Source organism: Clostridium sp. UBA2485, from assembly GCF_002341865.1.
Taxonomy (GTDB): Bacteria; Bacillota; Clostridia; order Clostridiales; family Clostridiaceae; genus Clostridium_J.
Map to the genome: position 1 here is coordinate 30,023 of NZ_DDOV01000003.1, position 16,350 is coordinate 46,372.

Consider the following 16,350-nt stretch of genomic DNA (forward strand, 5'->3'; position numbering starts at 1 on the left):
CTAAATATTAAACGCTGCTTGTTTTATTTCATTAACTATTTGTTTTGCTACTAAGTTTGGATCTGAAGATCCACTTATATTAAATGACATATTAAAATTGTTGCTGCCTCTGTTTTGAACTTGATTTACTTCCTTCTTAGTTAGGACCACTTCTCCTTCATGAAGTAATGCAGGATAATTATTATAAGGTACTCTTGGAAGCCCTGTAGCATATCCTTTTGGTTCTTCCATACCTGATACATTGAATCCCAGAGCTCCCATTATCTTTTTAACAAGGTCAAAAACGCGCCCAAAAGCACTTCCTATGCCATTTACTATAGGTTCAATAACAAACCATACCTTTTCTAGTATATCTTGAACTATAGGCATAGCTGCCTTAACAGCATCCTCAATACCTTTAAATACAGTTATACCTAAACCTAAAGCTGGATTTATTACATCCCAAGCAATTTGTACTGCATCAGATATCATTGGCATAGAACTAATAAACAATTCCTTAAGCCAATCTATTTTGGGACCTAACCATTCTAGAAGTTCTCCTAATCTGCTCATGATAGTCTCAGAAATTTCTGATGCAATTGGTCCAAAATTTTGTATTGCTGCTCCAATTATATCAAATACACTTCCAAATATAGCCATAACAGGCTGTAAAAATGTAATTATTCCATTAAATACGTTACCAACTGTAGTTTGAATAGCTGGAAGATTAGTTTTGATCCATTCAATAGCAGGAGATAAAAACATTCCTATACTACCTGCAACATGCTTGACAGCTTCTGCAGCTCTTTGTCCAAATTGTAAAAAACCTTCTGTATTATTCCCTAATAATTGAGCTAAAGGTCCTAATATTTCATTTATTAAAGGTAAAAAAGCGGTTCCAAAGTTAGTTCCCATGGCTTGAAGACTCCCTGTTATAAGCCCCCATTGCCCGGTAACAGTTTTACTAAATTCTTCTGTTCCTCCAGCAAACTGTACCGTTGCTTTATCTTTAAGAAGCATATCGAAAGCTTTTGTCATTTCATCCTGTGTTAAATCTTCTTTTGACCCCTTACCTACTAATGCCTTGTACTCATTCATTGAATACTCAAAACCAAAATCTTTTGCTGCTGTAAAATCTCCTGCTCTCATCGAAGCTAATGCGTTCATAGCATCATCTGCAGATTTTCCTGGATTAACTGCTGCCATATCTTGTGCTAATTTAACAAGCTCAATTGATTTATCTGTATCTCCATTTACAATACTTAATGCTTTACGGCCTGAGGTTATAATGTCATTTGGATCAAAAGGACTTTTCCCAGCTTCAGCTTTTAAAGCTTCCATATAATTATCTGTAATAGATGAAACTTCTTCTTTGCTTTTGTCCTTATTTTTAATCCCTATAAAATGCTTCATAGCTACTTTCTCTTGCTCTCCCTGCATAGCTGATCCTATAGTAGCATTAAAAGCGGCTTTTGCATCATCACCTAATACAATATCTTTAGCAAATTTTTTGATACCAATAATATTGTTTTTTATTGACCCTAAAACGGCTTTAGTTTTATCTACTGCTTTGAACACTATATTTTTAGGTTTTGGAACAGATGATGCAATATTATTACTATTTCCTAACACATTTGGCGGAGAACCAATAGAGTTCATAGAACCTCCTGGTTGATTTTGTAATGCTAATACTGGCGCAGCATTTATGGTAAGATTTTGTATTTGATCTAGTTCTCCTTGTAATTTTGTCTTTAAATCATTTGGAAATTCAGCCTTAATTTTAGCTTTAACCTCTAAATTGCTCAAAGCCTCTATAATTCTGTTTTTAGCATTAAGAATATCTTTATTTCTAAGCGATATGGAAATGGATATTTTTTTTCCTTCTAATTTATTTAATTCTCTTCTTAATTTAGATATTTGCTTTTCAAATTTAGCAGTAGACTTAATGGCTTCTTTTAATGGTGCAGTATAGTTATCTTGTAACACTATATTAATTCTATTTGATTCTGTCAAATTATCACCACCCTCTATTAAAATTATTAAAATAAGGGAAATATAAAAATCACCTTTAGAATTAATACAAGCTACTCTTGTTGCTAAAGGTGATTTTTAATAATAAAATTATAAATATTCTTCTAAATTATAATTTTCAATTTTAGAATTATAATTATCTCATATATCTAATGTCTAAATAAAAAGCTGTGAAAATTTCCTATACAATTTTCACAGCCATAATATTTTCATTTTTTAATATTTCCATTTTTTCCTCTAGTTCTTTTTCATAAAAGGCTGCTAAGAGAACTCTAGTACCTAGAGGTTTATTATAAAACTCATCTGGCCATATACCTTTTGTCTTCCAGTAATAATATATCATGCCTACCATATGGTCAGAGTTTATGAGTTTTTTATTTCTTCTACCTGCCCTTTACCAAAGCCACTAAGGTCATTTATAGTATTATATAAATGAGACACTTCACCAGGCAATAATAATTTATTTATTAAATCCTTTGGAGTTAAGCATCCATAATATTCTCTAAGTTCTTTAGATTTTAAATTTGGCTCTTTTACTCCTGATAAAAGAACAAATAATTGCATATCATTATTTTTTATGTCTACTTCTCCATCAGTTTTTATAGTAAGAGCATTATTAGTTGCTTCCTCAATTTCACTGGCATTTAAAGCTTGGCATGTGAATACTACCTTCTCACCTGCAAGCTCTGATAATCTTTTTATTTCTACTTGTTTTTCTGGTCTAAAAAGTTTATTGGTATCTACTTTTAATAATAAATCTATTGTACTCACTTAATTTCCCCCTTATATTTGATCTAAATATTCATAGTCTGAAAAAGTAAATGGACACTCTAATTCACCTGGTTTTTCTGATTCCCAGTCAATTAATGTTAAATCGTCAAAAGACATATTTTTTATAGCTATACGCTCTGATCCAAAAGCATCTGGATCAGCCAATTTAGATATAATAGTAAATTTAATATCTCTTCCTTCTTTAATAGCTTCACCTATAAGTTTTCCCATACGACTGCTGATTTTGTTAAGTTTAACCGTACCTTTTCCTGCCCAGCCTACAACTTTTGTATCTTCTCCACCATATCCACAACGTTTTACTACTTCTTTCTTTACCTCTATTTTTGCCTGAAGTCCAAAGGCTTCTGATACATAATCTCCTTCAAGCCACATTTCTCCAAACGATCCATTAATAACTCTCTTTGTTTCTAGCATATATACTTCCCCCTATATAACGAAATTTAAATTTATATCTTCCATAGCATCAGTTATTTTAATTAATCCTTTTAGGAATACTTTATCCTTAGTATTTGCTTCCTTAATTTCTTGTTCATTCATATTATCAACATCAATACCTATAGTCTTAAGATAATTTTTTTGAGTTTCTATATCTATAGAAACCTTATTTTTTCCTAAGTCTAGTAAGTTATCAATTTCTAATGCTTCTAAATAACTTTGAATTGATGACATTAATAGAATCTTATTATCATAGTTATTAGCATATTTTCCGATAAAATTATCCTCAGCGGTTTTCTTTATATCACTAACTATTAAATCCATCATGTCAACTAATTTTATTTTCTTAAAATCTTCACTTTTATCTGCATTTGTAGTTACTAAGCTGTTTACTGCTCTTGCTATTTTTACTTTTTCTCCATCATGTAGAAGTAATAATTTACCACTATCAATTCCTTCATCAAAGCTTTCTTTAGATAAGTGCGGAACATCTTCTACTTCTGGTAATGGCTGATAAGTAGCACTTATATTAAGTGGACATCCTGCTAACATACCTGCTATTCTTGAACAATATTCAGAAGCTGTATATAGATTGCTTCCTACCTTAATATTGTCTGTAGCAAAGTTAATAACACCTTCATTGTCTGCAGCACAATGTGGTAAAACTGCTTTCACTTTTACATCTTTATTACTTCTCATATCTTTTATCCAAGTTGCAATTTTAACAGCATCTTCATTAGTTATAAATGGAACAACTAAATAATCAAATTTTATTGTTTCTAATAATGTTAATGCTTCTGTATAGTTCTCACTTTCCTCAGGAATTATAAGTGCTATAACCTTTTTAGCTGAATTTACACTTCCCATAAAAGCTAGCTCTATCTGCTTTTTATTATTTTCATTAATAGTTTTTGGTATTTCATCTACTCCATTTAATCTTTCAATTTGTATTTTTGAAACTTTGTCCTTTAATATTAATGCAACTATTCCTCTAGTTCCTCTTTTTATCACTGTTGAAGCAGTGCTTTTAAATGCAATATTAATTTGTGGTAATCCCATAACTATATTCCTCCTCTAAAATGAATTTCATTTATTTTTTGATCTTTTATATTTTCCTCTGCAATAATTTGCTCATAGCTTATATCAACTTTAAAATTAGGTATATCATCCTTTACTTCTAAAGTAAGCTTATTAACCATCACATAGCTTTCTTTAACCTTAAGAGTAGTATCAAATAATGAATTAAGCCTATCTACTATTTGAACAAATTCACTATGTGAGTCTTCTTTTGGAAAATATCTTATGTTAAAGATTGCAGATATTTCCTGTAATGATTTTCTCTTTTTTTTACAAGTTGAATTTACTAATTCTACAAAAAAAGCTGGACTTTCAAAGCCATCTTTATTTTCTACAACTTGAAAACTCTCCTTCTCTAAAGCTTCAGTGATTGCCATTCTTACATCATAAAGCACAATCATATTTAATCTCCTTCCAATATGAACTTTCTCATTTTCACTCAAGTGTAGCCACTTACTTGTGATATATATAGCTTCATAGCTCTCACCTCCTTTCAAAAATAAAAAGCTGGCTATTTACAAAATAACCAGCTTTTTAGGCATATACCTTATATATAAAAAGGCACTTAGATTTCTCTAAGCACCTTAAGATAACTTATCACACTATCATTTTATTATTTCTATACTGTACTTACAAGGACATGATTTAGACAAGTTCAGCAATTGAGTATGGAGAATTGACAATTGACAATTTTGGATACTTCTCCTTTACTGGAGAAGTTTAAAATTTTCTTTAAGTGACACAGTCACTTCTATATAAATATCTATCTAAAGAAATTAATTTACTAAAATTAATTTCATCTATAATTGTCAATCGTTCATTTTCAATTATCTATTGCATAACTGTTTCTTAATGAAAAAGGCACTTAGATTTCTCCAAGTGCCGTAAGATAATTTATCACAATATCATTTTACTATTTCTATATGGTACTTACAAGGACATGATTTAGACAAGTTCATTTAATTCAAAATTCACAATTCACAATTTTGGATATTTCTCAGTTAGCTTAGAAATTTATAATTGATTTATTTTAAACTTCCCTTTATTCTCCTGTGAATTGAAAAGGCACTTAGATTTCTCTAAGCGCCTTAATATATTTTATCACAATATCATTTTACTATTTCTATACTGTACTTACAATGACATGCTTTAGACAATTTCATCAATTGAGGATGGAGAATTGACAATTGACAATTGTGGATACTTCTCCTTTACTGGAGAAGTTTTAAATTTATTTCTTAAGTGACACCGTTACTTTTATTAAAGTCTTTTAGACTTCTATTAATTGTTATCTCCTATTTTCTAGTTACATTTGTGAATATTTGCTCAGAATTATACTGTACCTCAGAGGAACCCTCCACTGAAGTAAAAAGCTAGCAATCTTATTGCTAGCTAAAATCTATTTAAGAAATTAATTTGACAAAATTAATTTCAACCATAATTCTCCATCGTCAATTGTCAATTCTCCATTGTTTAAACTTCTAGCTTTAGTCCATCTATTCCAAACAATAGTACACTTAATTCCTCAATTGCTCTTTTTCTATCTCTAGATATAGTCTTTTCGCTGTATCCTAGTTCTTCTGCTACTTCTTCATAAGTTTTACCTTCCATGTATAACAGCTCTATTACTTCATATCTCCTTTCAGCACTTTCATCTTTACTCTTAAGTGCCCTATACTTGTAAAAACTCAGTATAGTTTCTATGTGATTTACTATTATTTTTGTTCTAGTATGTGTTCTTTTAATGGAGTTTATATATAAATCTTCTTCAAAACTATCACACTCCATTAATATTTCTATTGGATCCTCATCTTCAATTTGTGAATTAGTATATATTGCATTATTAAAATGTTCTTTTAAATTAATATAATTTCTAAGCAATAAAGCAGTATTTCTTAGTCTTCTATCCCTTTTTAATTTAGCACTTTTTTCTTTTTCCTTTTCTAAAACTATTAACGCTTCTCTTACAGTAATTTGCACACTTTCTTTTATTAACTTTTCCATATCTAATATATCTATCATATTACCACAACCCCTTAATTATTTATTTCTTATATTTCTAGTTTTTATTAATTGATCTCCCGTATATCTTTCTATAGAAGTATTGTTCTTAATATATAATATATATCTTTTTATTGAAGTAATCAATAAGTATATATCTTTTTATTGAAGTATTTTTCCAAAATATATTTATTTTACTTAATTTTTCTTCTATTTTCTTGACATATATCCATATTCTAATATATTGTATACTTATATATATCGAAGTATATTTTAGGAGTGAGTTCGGTGTTTAATAAAGAAAGATTAATTAAGGTTATGGAAGAAAAGGATATATCTGCATATAAGCTCTGGAAGTTATCTGGTGTTGCACAGTCTACTATAAGTGATATTCTTAATAAAGATGATAGAAATCCAACTGCAAAAACTCTTCAAAAGATTGCAGATGCTCTCGGCGTATCTGTTGACGAATTTTTTAAATCAGATAATGATAAAAATAATATTAATAATAAAGTACATAATTCTTCATTGGGATTCTCTACACCAGAAGAAGCTATAAAATTTATATTAGAACAACCAACAATCATGGGATTTGGTGGATTTGATATAAACAAAATGAGTGATGCTGAAATAATGGATTTCGCCAATGAATTACTCAGGCAATTGCAACTTATAAGCTATAAATATAAAAAATAATGTTATATTTTGATGCATCTTAGATAAAATAACTACCTAAACTTTCTTATGATATTTTGTTCATAGAAAAATTAATATTCAACAGATAGGTATATAATAAATATATGACATACTAAATAGTTATTTTTAAGATGCTTTATTAGGGAATTGGAGGGGATACTGTGTCTTGGCTTGATGAATATGTGCTAGGAATAGTTGATCTATACGACACAAATGATATTTATGAGATTTATGATAATTTAGAAATAACAATAATAAAACTAGATAAAAATAACATATTATTAAAAGGCAATGATGCATTATATAATCGAAATCATTTTAATAAGGAAGTAGTTTTTATAAGAAACGATTTGAATATAAACTATGAAAAGTTTATTTTAGCCCATGAACTTGCTCATGCAATTATTCATGTTCATATTACTACAGCTGCCTATAATAACAACCTTATTAATATAGGAAAATTAGAACGTCAAGCAAACTACTTTGCCTTTAAACTATTAAATATTAACCCAGATCATATTGAACATAATGGTTTCACTATTGAGCAAATTGCTAGTAGCTTAAACCTTCCACTAGATTGTTGTAAACAATTATCTGATAAACTATAATAAAAAATCGTGACTTTGTCACGATTTTTTATTATAAGCAACTTTAAATTCTTCAATTAAGGTGATTTGGATATATGTAACAAACTATTTCATCTCTCGTATATAATATATATTTCTATGACTTATATATTTAATAATATAATTTTTACTACCTTATTTCTGGCGCTACTACTTCTTCTGGTTCTTCTACAATTTGATTGAAGGCAAAAGCCACTCCTAAAAAAATTATAAATTCCTCTTCCGTTATTGGTAATGCTAATATATAACTTTCGGAGGATATAGTAGGAAGATATGAGACACTTACGAAATATACTGAAGGTTTTTTGCTTTGAACTGTTGTCTGCTGGTTTAACTCATTAATATTGTAATTATTTTTGTACTTTTCTATCCAATATAATAAAATTATAATAAAAAACCTTTCAGTTATTCCATATTGAATAAATAATGTCACATTATTTATACTAGTAACTATCTCAGTACCTATTATACAAACTATAATATTCTTATCATTTTTTTTATCATTATTGTCATGTTTATTCTTATCTTCTTTTTCCATATAATCACCTTTATCTTTAAATAATCCTTAAGCTTGCACTAACAGACTATAGATATTTTAATAATTGTAGCTATCTTCATCTCTTTTAAGAATAAAATATGTGATTAATTGCAAATCTATATTAAAAATACTATACTAACTAGTATTTTTAATATTTCTATCTTATTGATATTCTTCTTGAAAATATTCTCATATTATTTTATTATCTAAAATGTATTTTATGATTAAGAAATGCTTAACTTTAATCTTCTATAGTTCTTATCTTAAATTTAAAATAATAAGCCATAATTACGCAAAGGACTATTATAAGACTTCTAACATATGAATTATCATTTAATATAAATGCAATTATTAACATTGTAAAAGCTGTACATAAAATTGATAATTTATTTTTTAATGTCATAGCTCTTGTTTTTACAAAATCCTCTAAATGATTTTTGTATATTTTAGTTCCTATAAACCAAGTATGAAATTTATTAGACCCCTTTGCAAAACAATAAGAAGCTAAAAGTAAAAATGGAGTTGTAGGCAATATAGGAAGAACAATTCCTACTATTCCAAGTCCTAAAGATAAAAAGCCTAATCCAATTAATACATATTTTTTTACTGTGTTAACATTAATCATAAACTCTTCCCCCTAAATCACTAAAAACATTGAAATTGATTATCATTATAATATCATATTTTTCTATACTTTTATGTGATTGAAATTACATTTTTTTATATAAATATAAACTAAAGGACTAATTAATTACAAAATTATAAAAAGGCACTTATAAAAATAAGCACCTTTAATTTCTATTATCCTAATATAAATGCACCAATAGCTATTGCTCCTACAGCCCAACAGTAGTAAGCAAAGTAGTGGAATTTTTTATTTAAAACTACTTTTTCAAGTAATTTAATTGAGAGAATACCTACAACAGCTGAAACTACTGTTCCAATACCATATTGAAGAAATACTCCCTCCGTTGCAGCACCAGCTTCTATAATATCTTTACTTTTTAAAAGTAATGCTCCTAATACTGCTGGTATAGACATTAAAAATGAAAAACGAACAGCCATTTCTCTTTTTAATCCTAAAAATAATCCTGTAACTATTGTTGAACCTGAACGAGATATTCCTGGAGTTATTGCTAATCCTTGAACTATTCCAATAACTGTTGCATTTCTAAAGTTTGTTCTCTTCTCATCTTTCTTTCCTTCTCTAATCTTGTCAGAAGCATATAGTAATGTTCCTGTTATAAGCAATGCTATACCAACTGGTAGAACTGAACCAAACAATGATTCGAAGGTATCTTGAAATGCAAATCCTAAAATAGCTGTTGGAATACTTGCAACTATAATTAGTGCAACAAGTTTTCTATAAGGGTTGTCCAAATTAAATTCACCCTTAAATAAGTCTCTTATCATTCCGAAAAATTCGATAATCATTTCTTTTACATCTTTGTGATATACAATAAAAATGGCCACTAATGTACCTAAATGAAGTAATACTTCAAAAGTGTTATTAGGTTCATTTATACCTAATAATTTTCCAAATATAACAAGATGACCAGATGAACTTACTGGTAAGAATTCTGTAGCACCTTGTATTATCCCCATAATTATAGCTTTTATAATCGACATTTTTTCACCTCGTTAATCTTTACTTTTAATAAAAACTCCATTAATTATATCATTTTAAAAATATTTTGGTAAGTTTTTTAATTAAAATGTAATCTTTTATTTAAATCATCATAAATTTTACTGGACATTTTCTTTTTGGACTAATGTAAATCCTTTTAGGCTATGTGTTATAATTGTTATGTAATACAATCCATAATTGTATTTTATTATTTTAATTGTTAAAATTATAATGTTAATCTAATTCATATTTTTTTGTAGTAGGTGATGTATTAATGAAATATATAGACATGGAAAATTGGACAAGAAAAAGTCATTATAATCATTTTAAAGCACTTGATTATCCTCACTTTAATATTTGTGGAAATATTGATATTACACAATTTTATAAATTTATTAAAGAAAATGAAAATCCATTTTTCCCATCTTTTTTATTTTTTTCCGTTAAAACAGCAAACTATATAAAAGAATTTCGTTATAGAATAAGAGAAGATAGAGTCATAGAACATGATAATGTAAATCCAGCTTTTACTATAATGACTACGAAAGAAGTATTTAGCTTTTGCACTGTTGAATATATTGATAATTATAATGAATTTATATTAAATGCAAAAAGAAAAATAGAAGTGGCAAAAAATACTGTAAATCTAGAAGATGAACCTGGACGTGACGATTTATTATATATAACTAGTGTTCCTTGGATTTCATTTACAAGTGTAGTTCATCCAGTTCACATGAATCCAGTGGATAGCATTCCAAGAATAGCTTGGGGTAAATTCTTTGAAGAAAATGGAAAAATAAAAATTCCTCTTTCAATCCAAGCTCATCATGCCTTACTAGATGGCGATCATATAGGTAAATACTTTACCTTAATTCAAGACTTCTTAAATAATCCTGACAAAAATTTATAAATCTAATTTATAAGTTAATTAAATCCATAATGCAAAATTCACAATTGACAATTATGGACATTTCTCAGTAAAAGCTAGAAATGTCTATAATTGATTTATTTTTAAAGTGACTATGTCATCTTTCTTAAAAAGTCTATTTTAAGAAATTAGTTTATTAAAACTAATTTCCACCTCAATTGTCCATCGTCAATTCTCCATTGACTAAGTTCCTCCTGAATTGTGAATTTTGAATTGTACATTATTTTAAGCTGTGAATTGAAATATTTAATGTATGAAGCAAAATAATTACTACTTTTATTCTTCTAATTAAAACTATAACTTTTATAATAAATGTCCTAGGAAATAATTTAATGCTTTTATTTTATTCTATATAAAATTCCATCATATCATCTAATCTTAAACATGACATTCTTCCACCTTCATAGCAATTTCCTGTGTCTACACATATCTTGTCTTTATATTTCTCATCAAACCATATCTTATAAGGAATTTCTGAAACTATATCAAAGTTCTTATCAATAGATTCTCTAGGGTTATGACCAAAAATAGCTGTGTATCCATCTAGTCCTTTATTTTTATAAAAATCTCCTCTAACCCATACTAGCCTATCCTTCTGATTTAATAGTCCCTCTTCTAAAGACATAATAAGCATATCCTGTATCAATCTATTTGTTTCAAATCCTGCATGAATAAGAATATATTTATCATCTATTATCTTAAAATACTCTAAGGAATCCAAATAAGATAATATTTCTTTTTTCTCATCTTCACATAACTTATTGAATCCATTTAAAGTTGTTTCACAACCATTTTTTCTCCAACGAGTTATTTCCTTTTCATCATTATCTCTTAAAGATTTCAACATCATTTCATCATGATTACCCATTATAGAAATTATATTTTTCTTTTCTTTAATAAACTTAATAACCTCTATAGGCTCTGGTCCTCTATCTACCAAATCTCCCAATACATATAAAACATCTTCCTCTGAAAAGTTAATTCGCTCTAATAGCTTCTTAAGTCTATCCAATCTTCCATGAATATCACTTACAATGTACTTCATAACCTAACCCCCTATTTGTATACTATTTGTTTTTATTAAATAATTATATCAGTAATAATTAGATTTATCTTACTAAACTAATATTAGAATTTCATGAGTATTTCTGTGAGTTACTTATAAAATTTAAAAAAACTTCACTACTCTTTGCCGTGAAGTTTAAAAAAATAAATATTTTATCTTTATTTGTTATCTTTAATTATTAACCTCCAAGGGTTATATCCTGTGTATTATACCAGTTTAAAGCTTCTGAAAAATGCTCTGCTTTAAAATCAGGCCAGTAATCTTCTATAATGTAAAAATCTGAATAGATAGATTGAACTGGTAAAAAACCGCTTAATCTGCGTCTTCCTCCCCAACGTATTATTAAATCAACCCTGGATACATCATAAGATTTAATAGAATTCATAATTTTTTTTCTAGAATTATCACCCATTTTTAAATTTTTCAAATCCCATTCCCAGCCATAGTTAACTAGAAAGTTAACTTTTATTCCCCCTTTACCGAAGGTTTGCCTTTTGGTATAAGGAAGTAATTTTTTAGGGAACATAGGAGAATCAGTATTGCCAACAACTAGCAATGAGGCATCTTCTTTTGAAAGCATTTCAACCGCATTAATACAAGCTTCTGTAAAGGCTTCTCTTTGATTTGCTGGCCTTTTTGTGTTGTCAGTAGTAAATCCATAGTATGTTATCTCCTTAACTCCAGCATCCTTACATAATTTGAAAAGTATTAATCCAGGATCTAGACCTAGCGCATATCCTCGTTCTTTAGTCATTCCTTTGTCTACTGCCCATCTTCTATTACCATCTGGAATAATTCCAATATGGTTTGGTATTCTCATAATATACACCTCAAATCCATACAATTATTGTTAAGTACTACTAAATTTATTTATACATCTTATTATTACCAAACTTTTCAAAAGTTAGTCTTATATACGCAAAAACATTTTAAATCTTAAGTTTATAATTAACTTCTTTTAATACTCTATATTTTTTGATATACTATTTATAGAAAATTGAAATTGATAATTATTCTCTTTAAATAATTCTTTATATGTATTTAAGATTATAAGGAGAAAATCTCATCTTTAATTATTAAAATGATGATTGAAAGGACTAAAACTATTATGAAGAATATAAATATAAAAAAATTAACTGATACTAAGCTAAAATTAACTAATAATAAAAAAGTCGAAGAGCATGTTCATACTGGAGTTTATGAAGGAGAAAGAAAAGATGGAAAAATCCATGGCTATGGTACCTATACTTATACAAATGGAACTAAATATGTAGGTTATTGGAAAGAAAATACTATGCATGGTGAAGGTACTTTAACTTGGGCAAATGGTGAAAAATATATTGGTAACTGGAAAGATGATGAAAAACATGGCTATGGTATATATACTTGGCCAGATGGCGAAAGTTATGTTGGAAATTGGGAAAATGACTTAAAAACAGGCCATGGTATTTACAGCTGGTCTAATGGAGATACTTATGCTGGCGATTGGCTTGAAGATAATTGTCATGGATATGGAATTGAAACTTTAAACAATGGAGATAAATACATTGGTGAATGGAAAAATAATATGAAAAACGGAAAAGGTATGCACATATCTTCTAGTGGTGAAGTTTTTATTGGTGAATTTGTCGACAATAAAAAATTATAAAAATATATTGTTATAAAAAGCTCCCTTATAAGTTTTATATAAGGGAGCTGTTATCTTCTTATTTTCCTTTTTTAAAATTTTTAATTCCTTGTTCTAAGTATTTTATAGTTTTAGATACTCGCTCTTCTCTAGTTGTACTTCGCTTTGCAGTGGTAATCCACTCTACATAAAGTTTTTTATTTGAATATGATAAACTATCAAATAAAGTCTTAGCAGCAGATGATTTATCTAATTCTAATTGTAAGTCTTCTGGTATCTCAATAATTCTTTCTTCTTCATCTTTCCATAAAACTACTTTAACAGTATCTCCTGGCCCCTTATTTATTTTTTCTTGTATACTCTTTAAAATCCCTATACATGGACCACTTCCCATATTTACAAGTGATCCTCTATAAGGCTCACCATCAAATTCACATTTTATCTTGACTTGCTTTTTAGATCCGAAACATTCTAATAAATCATAGGGAAATAATACAAATGCTCCTCTATCTGCTTTTTGTATTTCTGCATTGAATGTATATTTCATTATTAAAGCTCCTTAATTTCATCATATTTACACTATATTTTTTATTCCCAATCCTTCCATATTTCTGGTTTATATCCTACTGTAGCCATCTTACCATTTCGCACTATTGGTGTCTTATATAGTTTAGGATTATTTAACAATAATTCTTCTTTTACACTGTCAGTTCTTATATTTTGAAGATTCAATTTGGTATACTCTTTGCTTTTTTCATTTATAAGTTCTCTTAATCCTACTGCTGCTTTAACATTTTGTAGTTCACCTTTGCTTAATCCTTTTATATTTAAATCTATAAACTGATATTTTATTTTTCTTTCTTTAAAATATCTTTCTGCCTTTTTTGTATCAAAACATTTACTTATACCAAAAATTTGTATATTCATTTATCTTCCTCCTCTAAAACTTTGCATTTCTAGCTATTTAATCTATAAAAAACATATTTTAATATAAATCAATATTATAATTTATTTATATAAATTGTTATTCTTCTTGTAAAATTTTAAAAGTAATAATTATAATATATCATTTAAATAAAAATAAACAAATACTGTACCTATATCTTCTACGGATTAATACTATATTTTACTTTTACTAATTTATAATCTTTAATTACTAAGAAATCTTAGAAAATATAATTAAAATAAAAAGCAAAACCTAACTTATTTAAGTAAAGTCTTGCTTTAATCTATTCCTAAATTCATTATTTATTTTTTCTTATATCATCTAATTTTTTATTAGTTTTCCTAAATAATTTATCAAGGATGACTTCTTTAAATTTATTATTAGTATTATTATACTTTCTAAATAATTCATCTGGATTATCAAATATTCCTAGATCATCTGTAATAGAAAAACTTTGTACATATGTGCTATTTCCATTCCAGCACAAATTTATTTTTTCTTTGTTTTTTACTGAAATACCATATCCCATATATCCACCATTATATTTACAAAGATTATTTTTTACATTATCTAAATATGCCTTATCTATTATTACACCCTCTAGTGCTAACCAATCTTCATTAAAATAAACCTCAGTCCACGCATGTACGATTTTTTTAGGAGCTAACGCATATATTATTCCAGTTAATGCTCCCTTTTGCATTCTTTTATCAATTAGAAATCCATGTATTCTACAAGGAATATCTACTGCACGTAATAGTGCCATCAAAAGAATACTTTTTGTATTGCATTGACCATAACCATCTCTTAGCACTTCACTTGCAATCATTTCATCTTTTTTGTTATATCCAAATTTTATTTCATCTTTCACAAAGTTATATATTGATCTTATTTTTTCTTTTTCATTTAATGTTCTCCAACCCTTGTTTTTAATTAAATCTTGGATTTCTATTGAATTATAGTTTAATAATCTTGTTTCTTTAAGATATCTATTCATATTCATCCCCCTTTTGCCCTTTCTTAAAATTATAAGGGAATTAATAATTATTTACTTGCAAATATCTGCTGTTTTTCCTAATAGAGCTTGGTATCATGCCTAATTTTTCCTTGCATACATTAGTTAAATGGGATGAACTATAAAATCCTGCTTCAAGAGCTGATGTAGTAATGCTGTGTCCTTCAAAAATTAGTTTAAAAGCTTTTCTGACTTTATAATTTAATATATAACTACTAATAGAAATTCCTATATTTTCTTTAAATAAATGAGACAATCGACTTTCAGACAAAAATACATTTTTACTTAAGCTTTCCAAGGATACTTCTGCTAAATTATTATTAGCAATATATTTTAAAACTTTATCTACTCTTTCATCTAATAGATGATTAATTGTATAATTTTCTAAAGAAAGAATTGAATAAATTTCTGAAATAAATTCGTTGTATTTAGCTTTATTATCAATGGCTCTATGTTTCTCTTTAACTAATTCTCTAATAGCCTCTGTTACATCTTCAGGTATAATGTAAAAGTCTTTATTTTTCATATACATTCTCTTTATTTTTTCACCAAATATTGATTCAGGATTAATTAAAAAATATATCTGCCAGCCATCTTTGCCAAATAATTCGTGTGATACATTGGAGTTAATAATAATACCACTTTCATTGATTATATTGTTTTTTATTTTTACAGAAAACTTTTCTTCTATACTTACTGTAATCTGAATAAAATTGTGAATATGCAAACTTGCATCTATTTTATTTGTAATAAAACTTATATGATCATCCGAATAAAAAATATAAATATTTTCTTTCATTTGAACACCTCATAAAATTTTTAATCTATAATTACCATTATTATATCATCTTTAACCTTTTAAATTCCTTATAAACAAAAGAATATGTCCCTAAAATTTGTGACTTTGACACTACATCTAAGGACATATTATATATGAAAACTTAAAATATAATTTAAAATAAAAAT

20 protein-coding genes are annotated in these 16,350 nt (G+C 27.4%); 4 read left to right on the forward strand and 16 right to left on the reverse strand.

The window, feature by feature from the left end:
* The 7 genes from B3603_RS00280 to B3603_RS00310 all read right to left on the reverse strand — a co-directional run bounded on the left by B3603_RS00280 (nt 1) and on the right by B3603_RS00310 (nt 6,336).
* Complete coding sequence (locus tag B3603_RS00280; RefSeq protein WP_291559406.1) at nt 1-1,992, reverse strand: phage tail protein; 1,992 nt, start codon at nt 1,990-1,992, stop codon at nt 1-3.
* Nucleotides 1,993-2,191: 199 nt separating this feature from the next.
* Nucleotides 2,192-2,362 carry a hypothetical protein gene (locus B3603_RS00285; protein ID WP_291559408.1) on the reverse strand — a complete coding sequence of 57 codons (171 nt, stop codon included), beginning with the start codon at nt 2,360-2,362 and terminating at the stop codon, nt 2,192-2,194.
* 11 nt (nt 2,363-2,373) lie between these two features.
* Complete coding sequence (locus B3603_RS00290; RefSeq protein ID WP_291559410.1) at nt 2,374-2,781, reverse strand: phage tail assembly chaperone; 408 nt, start codon at nt 2,779-2,781, stop codon at nt 2,374-2,376.
* A gap of 12 nt (nt 2,782-2,793) precedes the next feature.
* Nucleotides 2,794-3,216 (reverse strand): phage tail tube protein, encoded by a 423-nt coding sequence (locus B3603_RS00295; protein ID WP_291559412.1) that lies wholly within the window; start codon nt 3,214-3,216, stop codon nt 2,794-2,796.
* Nucleotides 3,217-3,228: 12 nt separating this feature from the next.
* On the reverse strand, nt 3,229-4,296 hold the full coding sequence (locus tag B3603_RS00300) for a phage tail sheath subtilisin-like domain-containing protein (protein WP_291559415.1): 1,068 nt from the start codon (nt 4,294-4,296) through the stop codon (nt 3,229-3,231).
* A gap of 2 nt (nt 4,297-4,298) precedes the next feature.
* Nucleotides 4,299-4,715, reverse strand: coding sequence for a phage tail terminator family protein (locus tag B3603_RS00305; protein ID WP_291559417.1), 417 nt, complete (start codon nt 4,713-4,715; stop codon nt 4,299-4,301).
* A gap of 1,072 nt (nt 4,716-5,787) precedes the next feature.
* The gene (locus tag B3603_RS00310) at nt 5,788-6,336 is read right to left on the reverse strand and encodes a sigma factor-like helix-turn-helix DNA-binding protein (protein WP_291559419.1); all 549 of its coding nucleotides are present in this window, start codon (nt 6,334-6,336) and stop codon (nt 5,788-5,790) included.
* Nucleotides 6,337-6,603: 267 nt separating this feature from the next.
* On the opposite strand from B3603_RS00310, the gene B3603_RS00315 reads away from it, so the two are divergent.
* Both B3603_RS00315 and B3603_RS00320 read left to right on the forward strand, forming a co-directional pair.
* The gene (locus B3603_RS00315) at nt 6,604-7,011 is read left to right on the forward strand and encodes a helix-turn-helix domain-containing protein (protein ID WP_291559421.1); all 408 of its coding nucleotides are present in this window, start codon (nt 6,604-6,606) and stop codon (nt 7,009-7,011) included.
* A gap of 161 nt (nt 7,012-7,172) precedes the next feature.
* Nucleotides 7,173-7,619 (forward strand): ImmA/IrrE family metallo-endopeptidase, encoded by a 447-nt coding sequence (locus B3603_RS00320; protein WP_291559423.1) that lies wholly within the window; start codon nt 7,173-7,175, stop codon nt 7,617-7,619.
* A 148-nt stretch (nt 7,620-7,767) separates the two neighbouring features.
* On the opposite strand, the gene B3603_RS00325 is transcribed toward B3603_RS00320, so the two are convergent.
* The 3 genes from B3603_RS00325 to uppP form a co-directional block, all read right to left on the reverse strand.
* On the reverse strand, nt 7,768-8,175 hold the full coding sequence (locus tag B3603_RS00325) for a hypothetical protein (RefSeq protein WP_291559425.1): 408 nt from the start codon (nt 8,173-8,175) through the stop codon (nt 7,768-7,770).
* 241 nt (nt 8,176-8,416) lie between these two features.
* Nucleotides 8,417-8,800, reverse strand: coding sequence for a YbaN family protein (locus B3603_RS00330; RefSeq protein WP_291559427.1), 384 nt, complete (start codon nt 8,798-8,800; stop codon nt 8,417-8,419).
* Nucleotides 8,801-8,976: 176 nt separating this feature from the next.
* The gene (uppP, locus tag B3603_RS00335; protein WP_291559430.1) at nt 8,977-9,804 is read right to left on the reverse strand and encodes an undecaprenyl-diphosphatase UppP; all 828 of its coding nucleotides are present in this window, start codon (nt 9,802-9,804) and stop codon (nt 8,977-8,979) included.
* 272 nt (nt 9,805-10,076) lie between these two features.
* Here uppP and B3603_RS00340 point away from each other — a divergent pair, with 272 nt between their 5' ends.
* Nucleotides 10,077-10,712, forward strand: a complete 636-nt coding sequence (locus B3603_RS00340; protein WP_291559433.1) for a chloramphenicol acetyltransferase — start codon at nt 10,077-10,079, stop codon at nt 10,710-10,712.
* A gap of 361 nt (nt 10,713-11,073) precedes the next feature.
* Here B3603_RS00340 and B3603_RS00345 read toward each other — a convergent pair whose 3' ends face one another.
* Nucleotides 11,074-11,775, reverse strand: coding sequence for a metallophosphoesterase family protein (locus B3603_RS00345; RefSeq protein ID WP_291559435.1), 702 nt, complete (start codon nt 11,773-11,775; stop codon nt 11,074-11,076).
* Nucleotides 11,776-11,974: 199 nt separating this feature from the next.
* Nucleotides 11,975-12,616 carry an undecaprenyl diphosphate synthase family protein gene (locus B3603_RS00350; protein WP_291559437.1) on the reverse strand — a complete coding sequence of 214 codons (642 nt, stop codon included), beginning with the start codon at nt 12,614-12,616 and terminating at the stop codon, nt 11,975-11,977.
* A 252-nt stretch (nt 12,617-12,868) separates the two neighbouring features.
* Between B3603_RS00350 and B3603_RS00355 the strand changes: the two genes are divergently transcribed.
* Nucleotides 12,869-13,444 (forward strand): MORN repeat-containing protein, encoded by a 576-nt coding sequence (locus B3603_RS00355; RefSeq protein ID WP_396152697.1) that lies wholly within the window; start codon nt 12,869-12,871, stop codon nt 13,442-13,444.
* Between the two features lie 58 nt (nt 13,445-13,502).
* Here the strand turns inward: B3603_RS00355 and B3603_RS00360 are convergent, their stop codons facing one another.
* The 4 genes from B3603_RS00360 to B3603_RS00375 all read right to left on the reverse strand — a co-directional run bounded on the left by B3603_RS00360 (nt 13,503) and on the right by B3603_RS00375 (nt 16,183).
* Nucleotides 13,503-13,970 (reverse strand): YdeI/OmpD-associated family protein, encoded by a 468-nt coding sequence (locus tag B3603_RS00360; protein WP_291559441.1) that lies wholly within the window; start codon nt 13,968-13,970, stop codon nt 13,503-13,505.
* 41 nt (nt 13,971-14,011) lie between these two features.
* On the reverse strand, nt 14,012-14,350 hold the full coding sequence (locus B3603_RS00365) for an arsenate reductase family protein (protein ID WP_291559443.1): 339 nt from the start codon (nt 14,348-14,350) through the stop codon (nt 14,012-14,014).
* 317 nt (nt 14,351-14,667) lie between these two features.
* Entirely contained in the window at nt 14,668-15,366 is a 699-nt protein-coding gene (locus B3603_RS00370) for a transglutaminase-like domain-containing protein (protein ID WP_291559445.1), read from the reverse strand.
* Between the two features lie 40 nt (nt 15,367-15,406).
* The gene (locus B3603_RS00375) at nt 15,407-16,183 is read right to left on the reverse strand and encodes a helix-turn-helix domain-containing protein (RefSeq protein WP_291559447.1); all 777 of its coding nucleotides are present in this window, start codon (nt 16,181-16,183) and stop codon (nt 15,407-15,409) included.
* Nucleotides 16,184-16,350 lie beyond the last annotated feature (167 nt).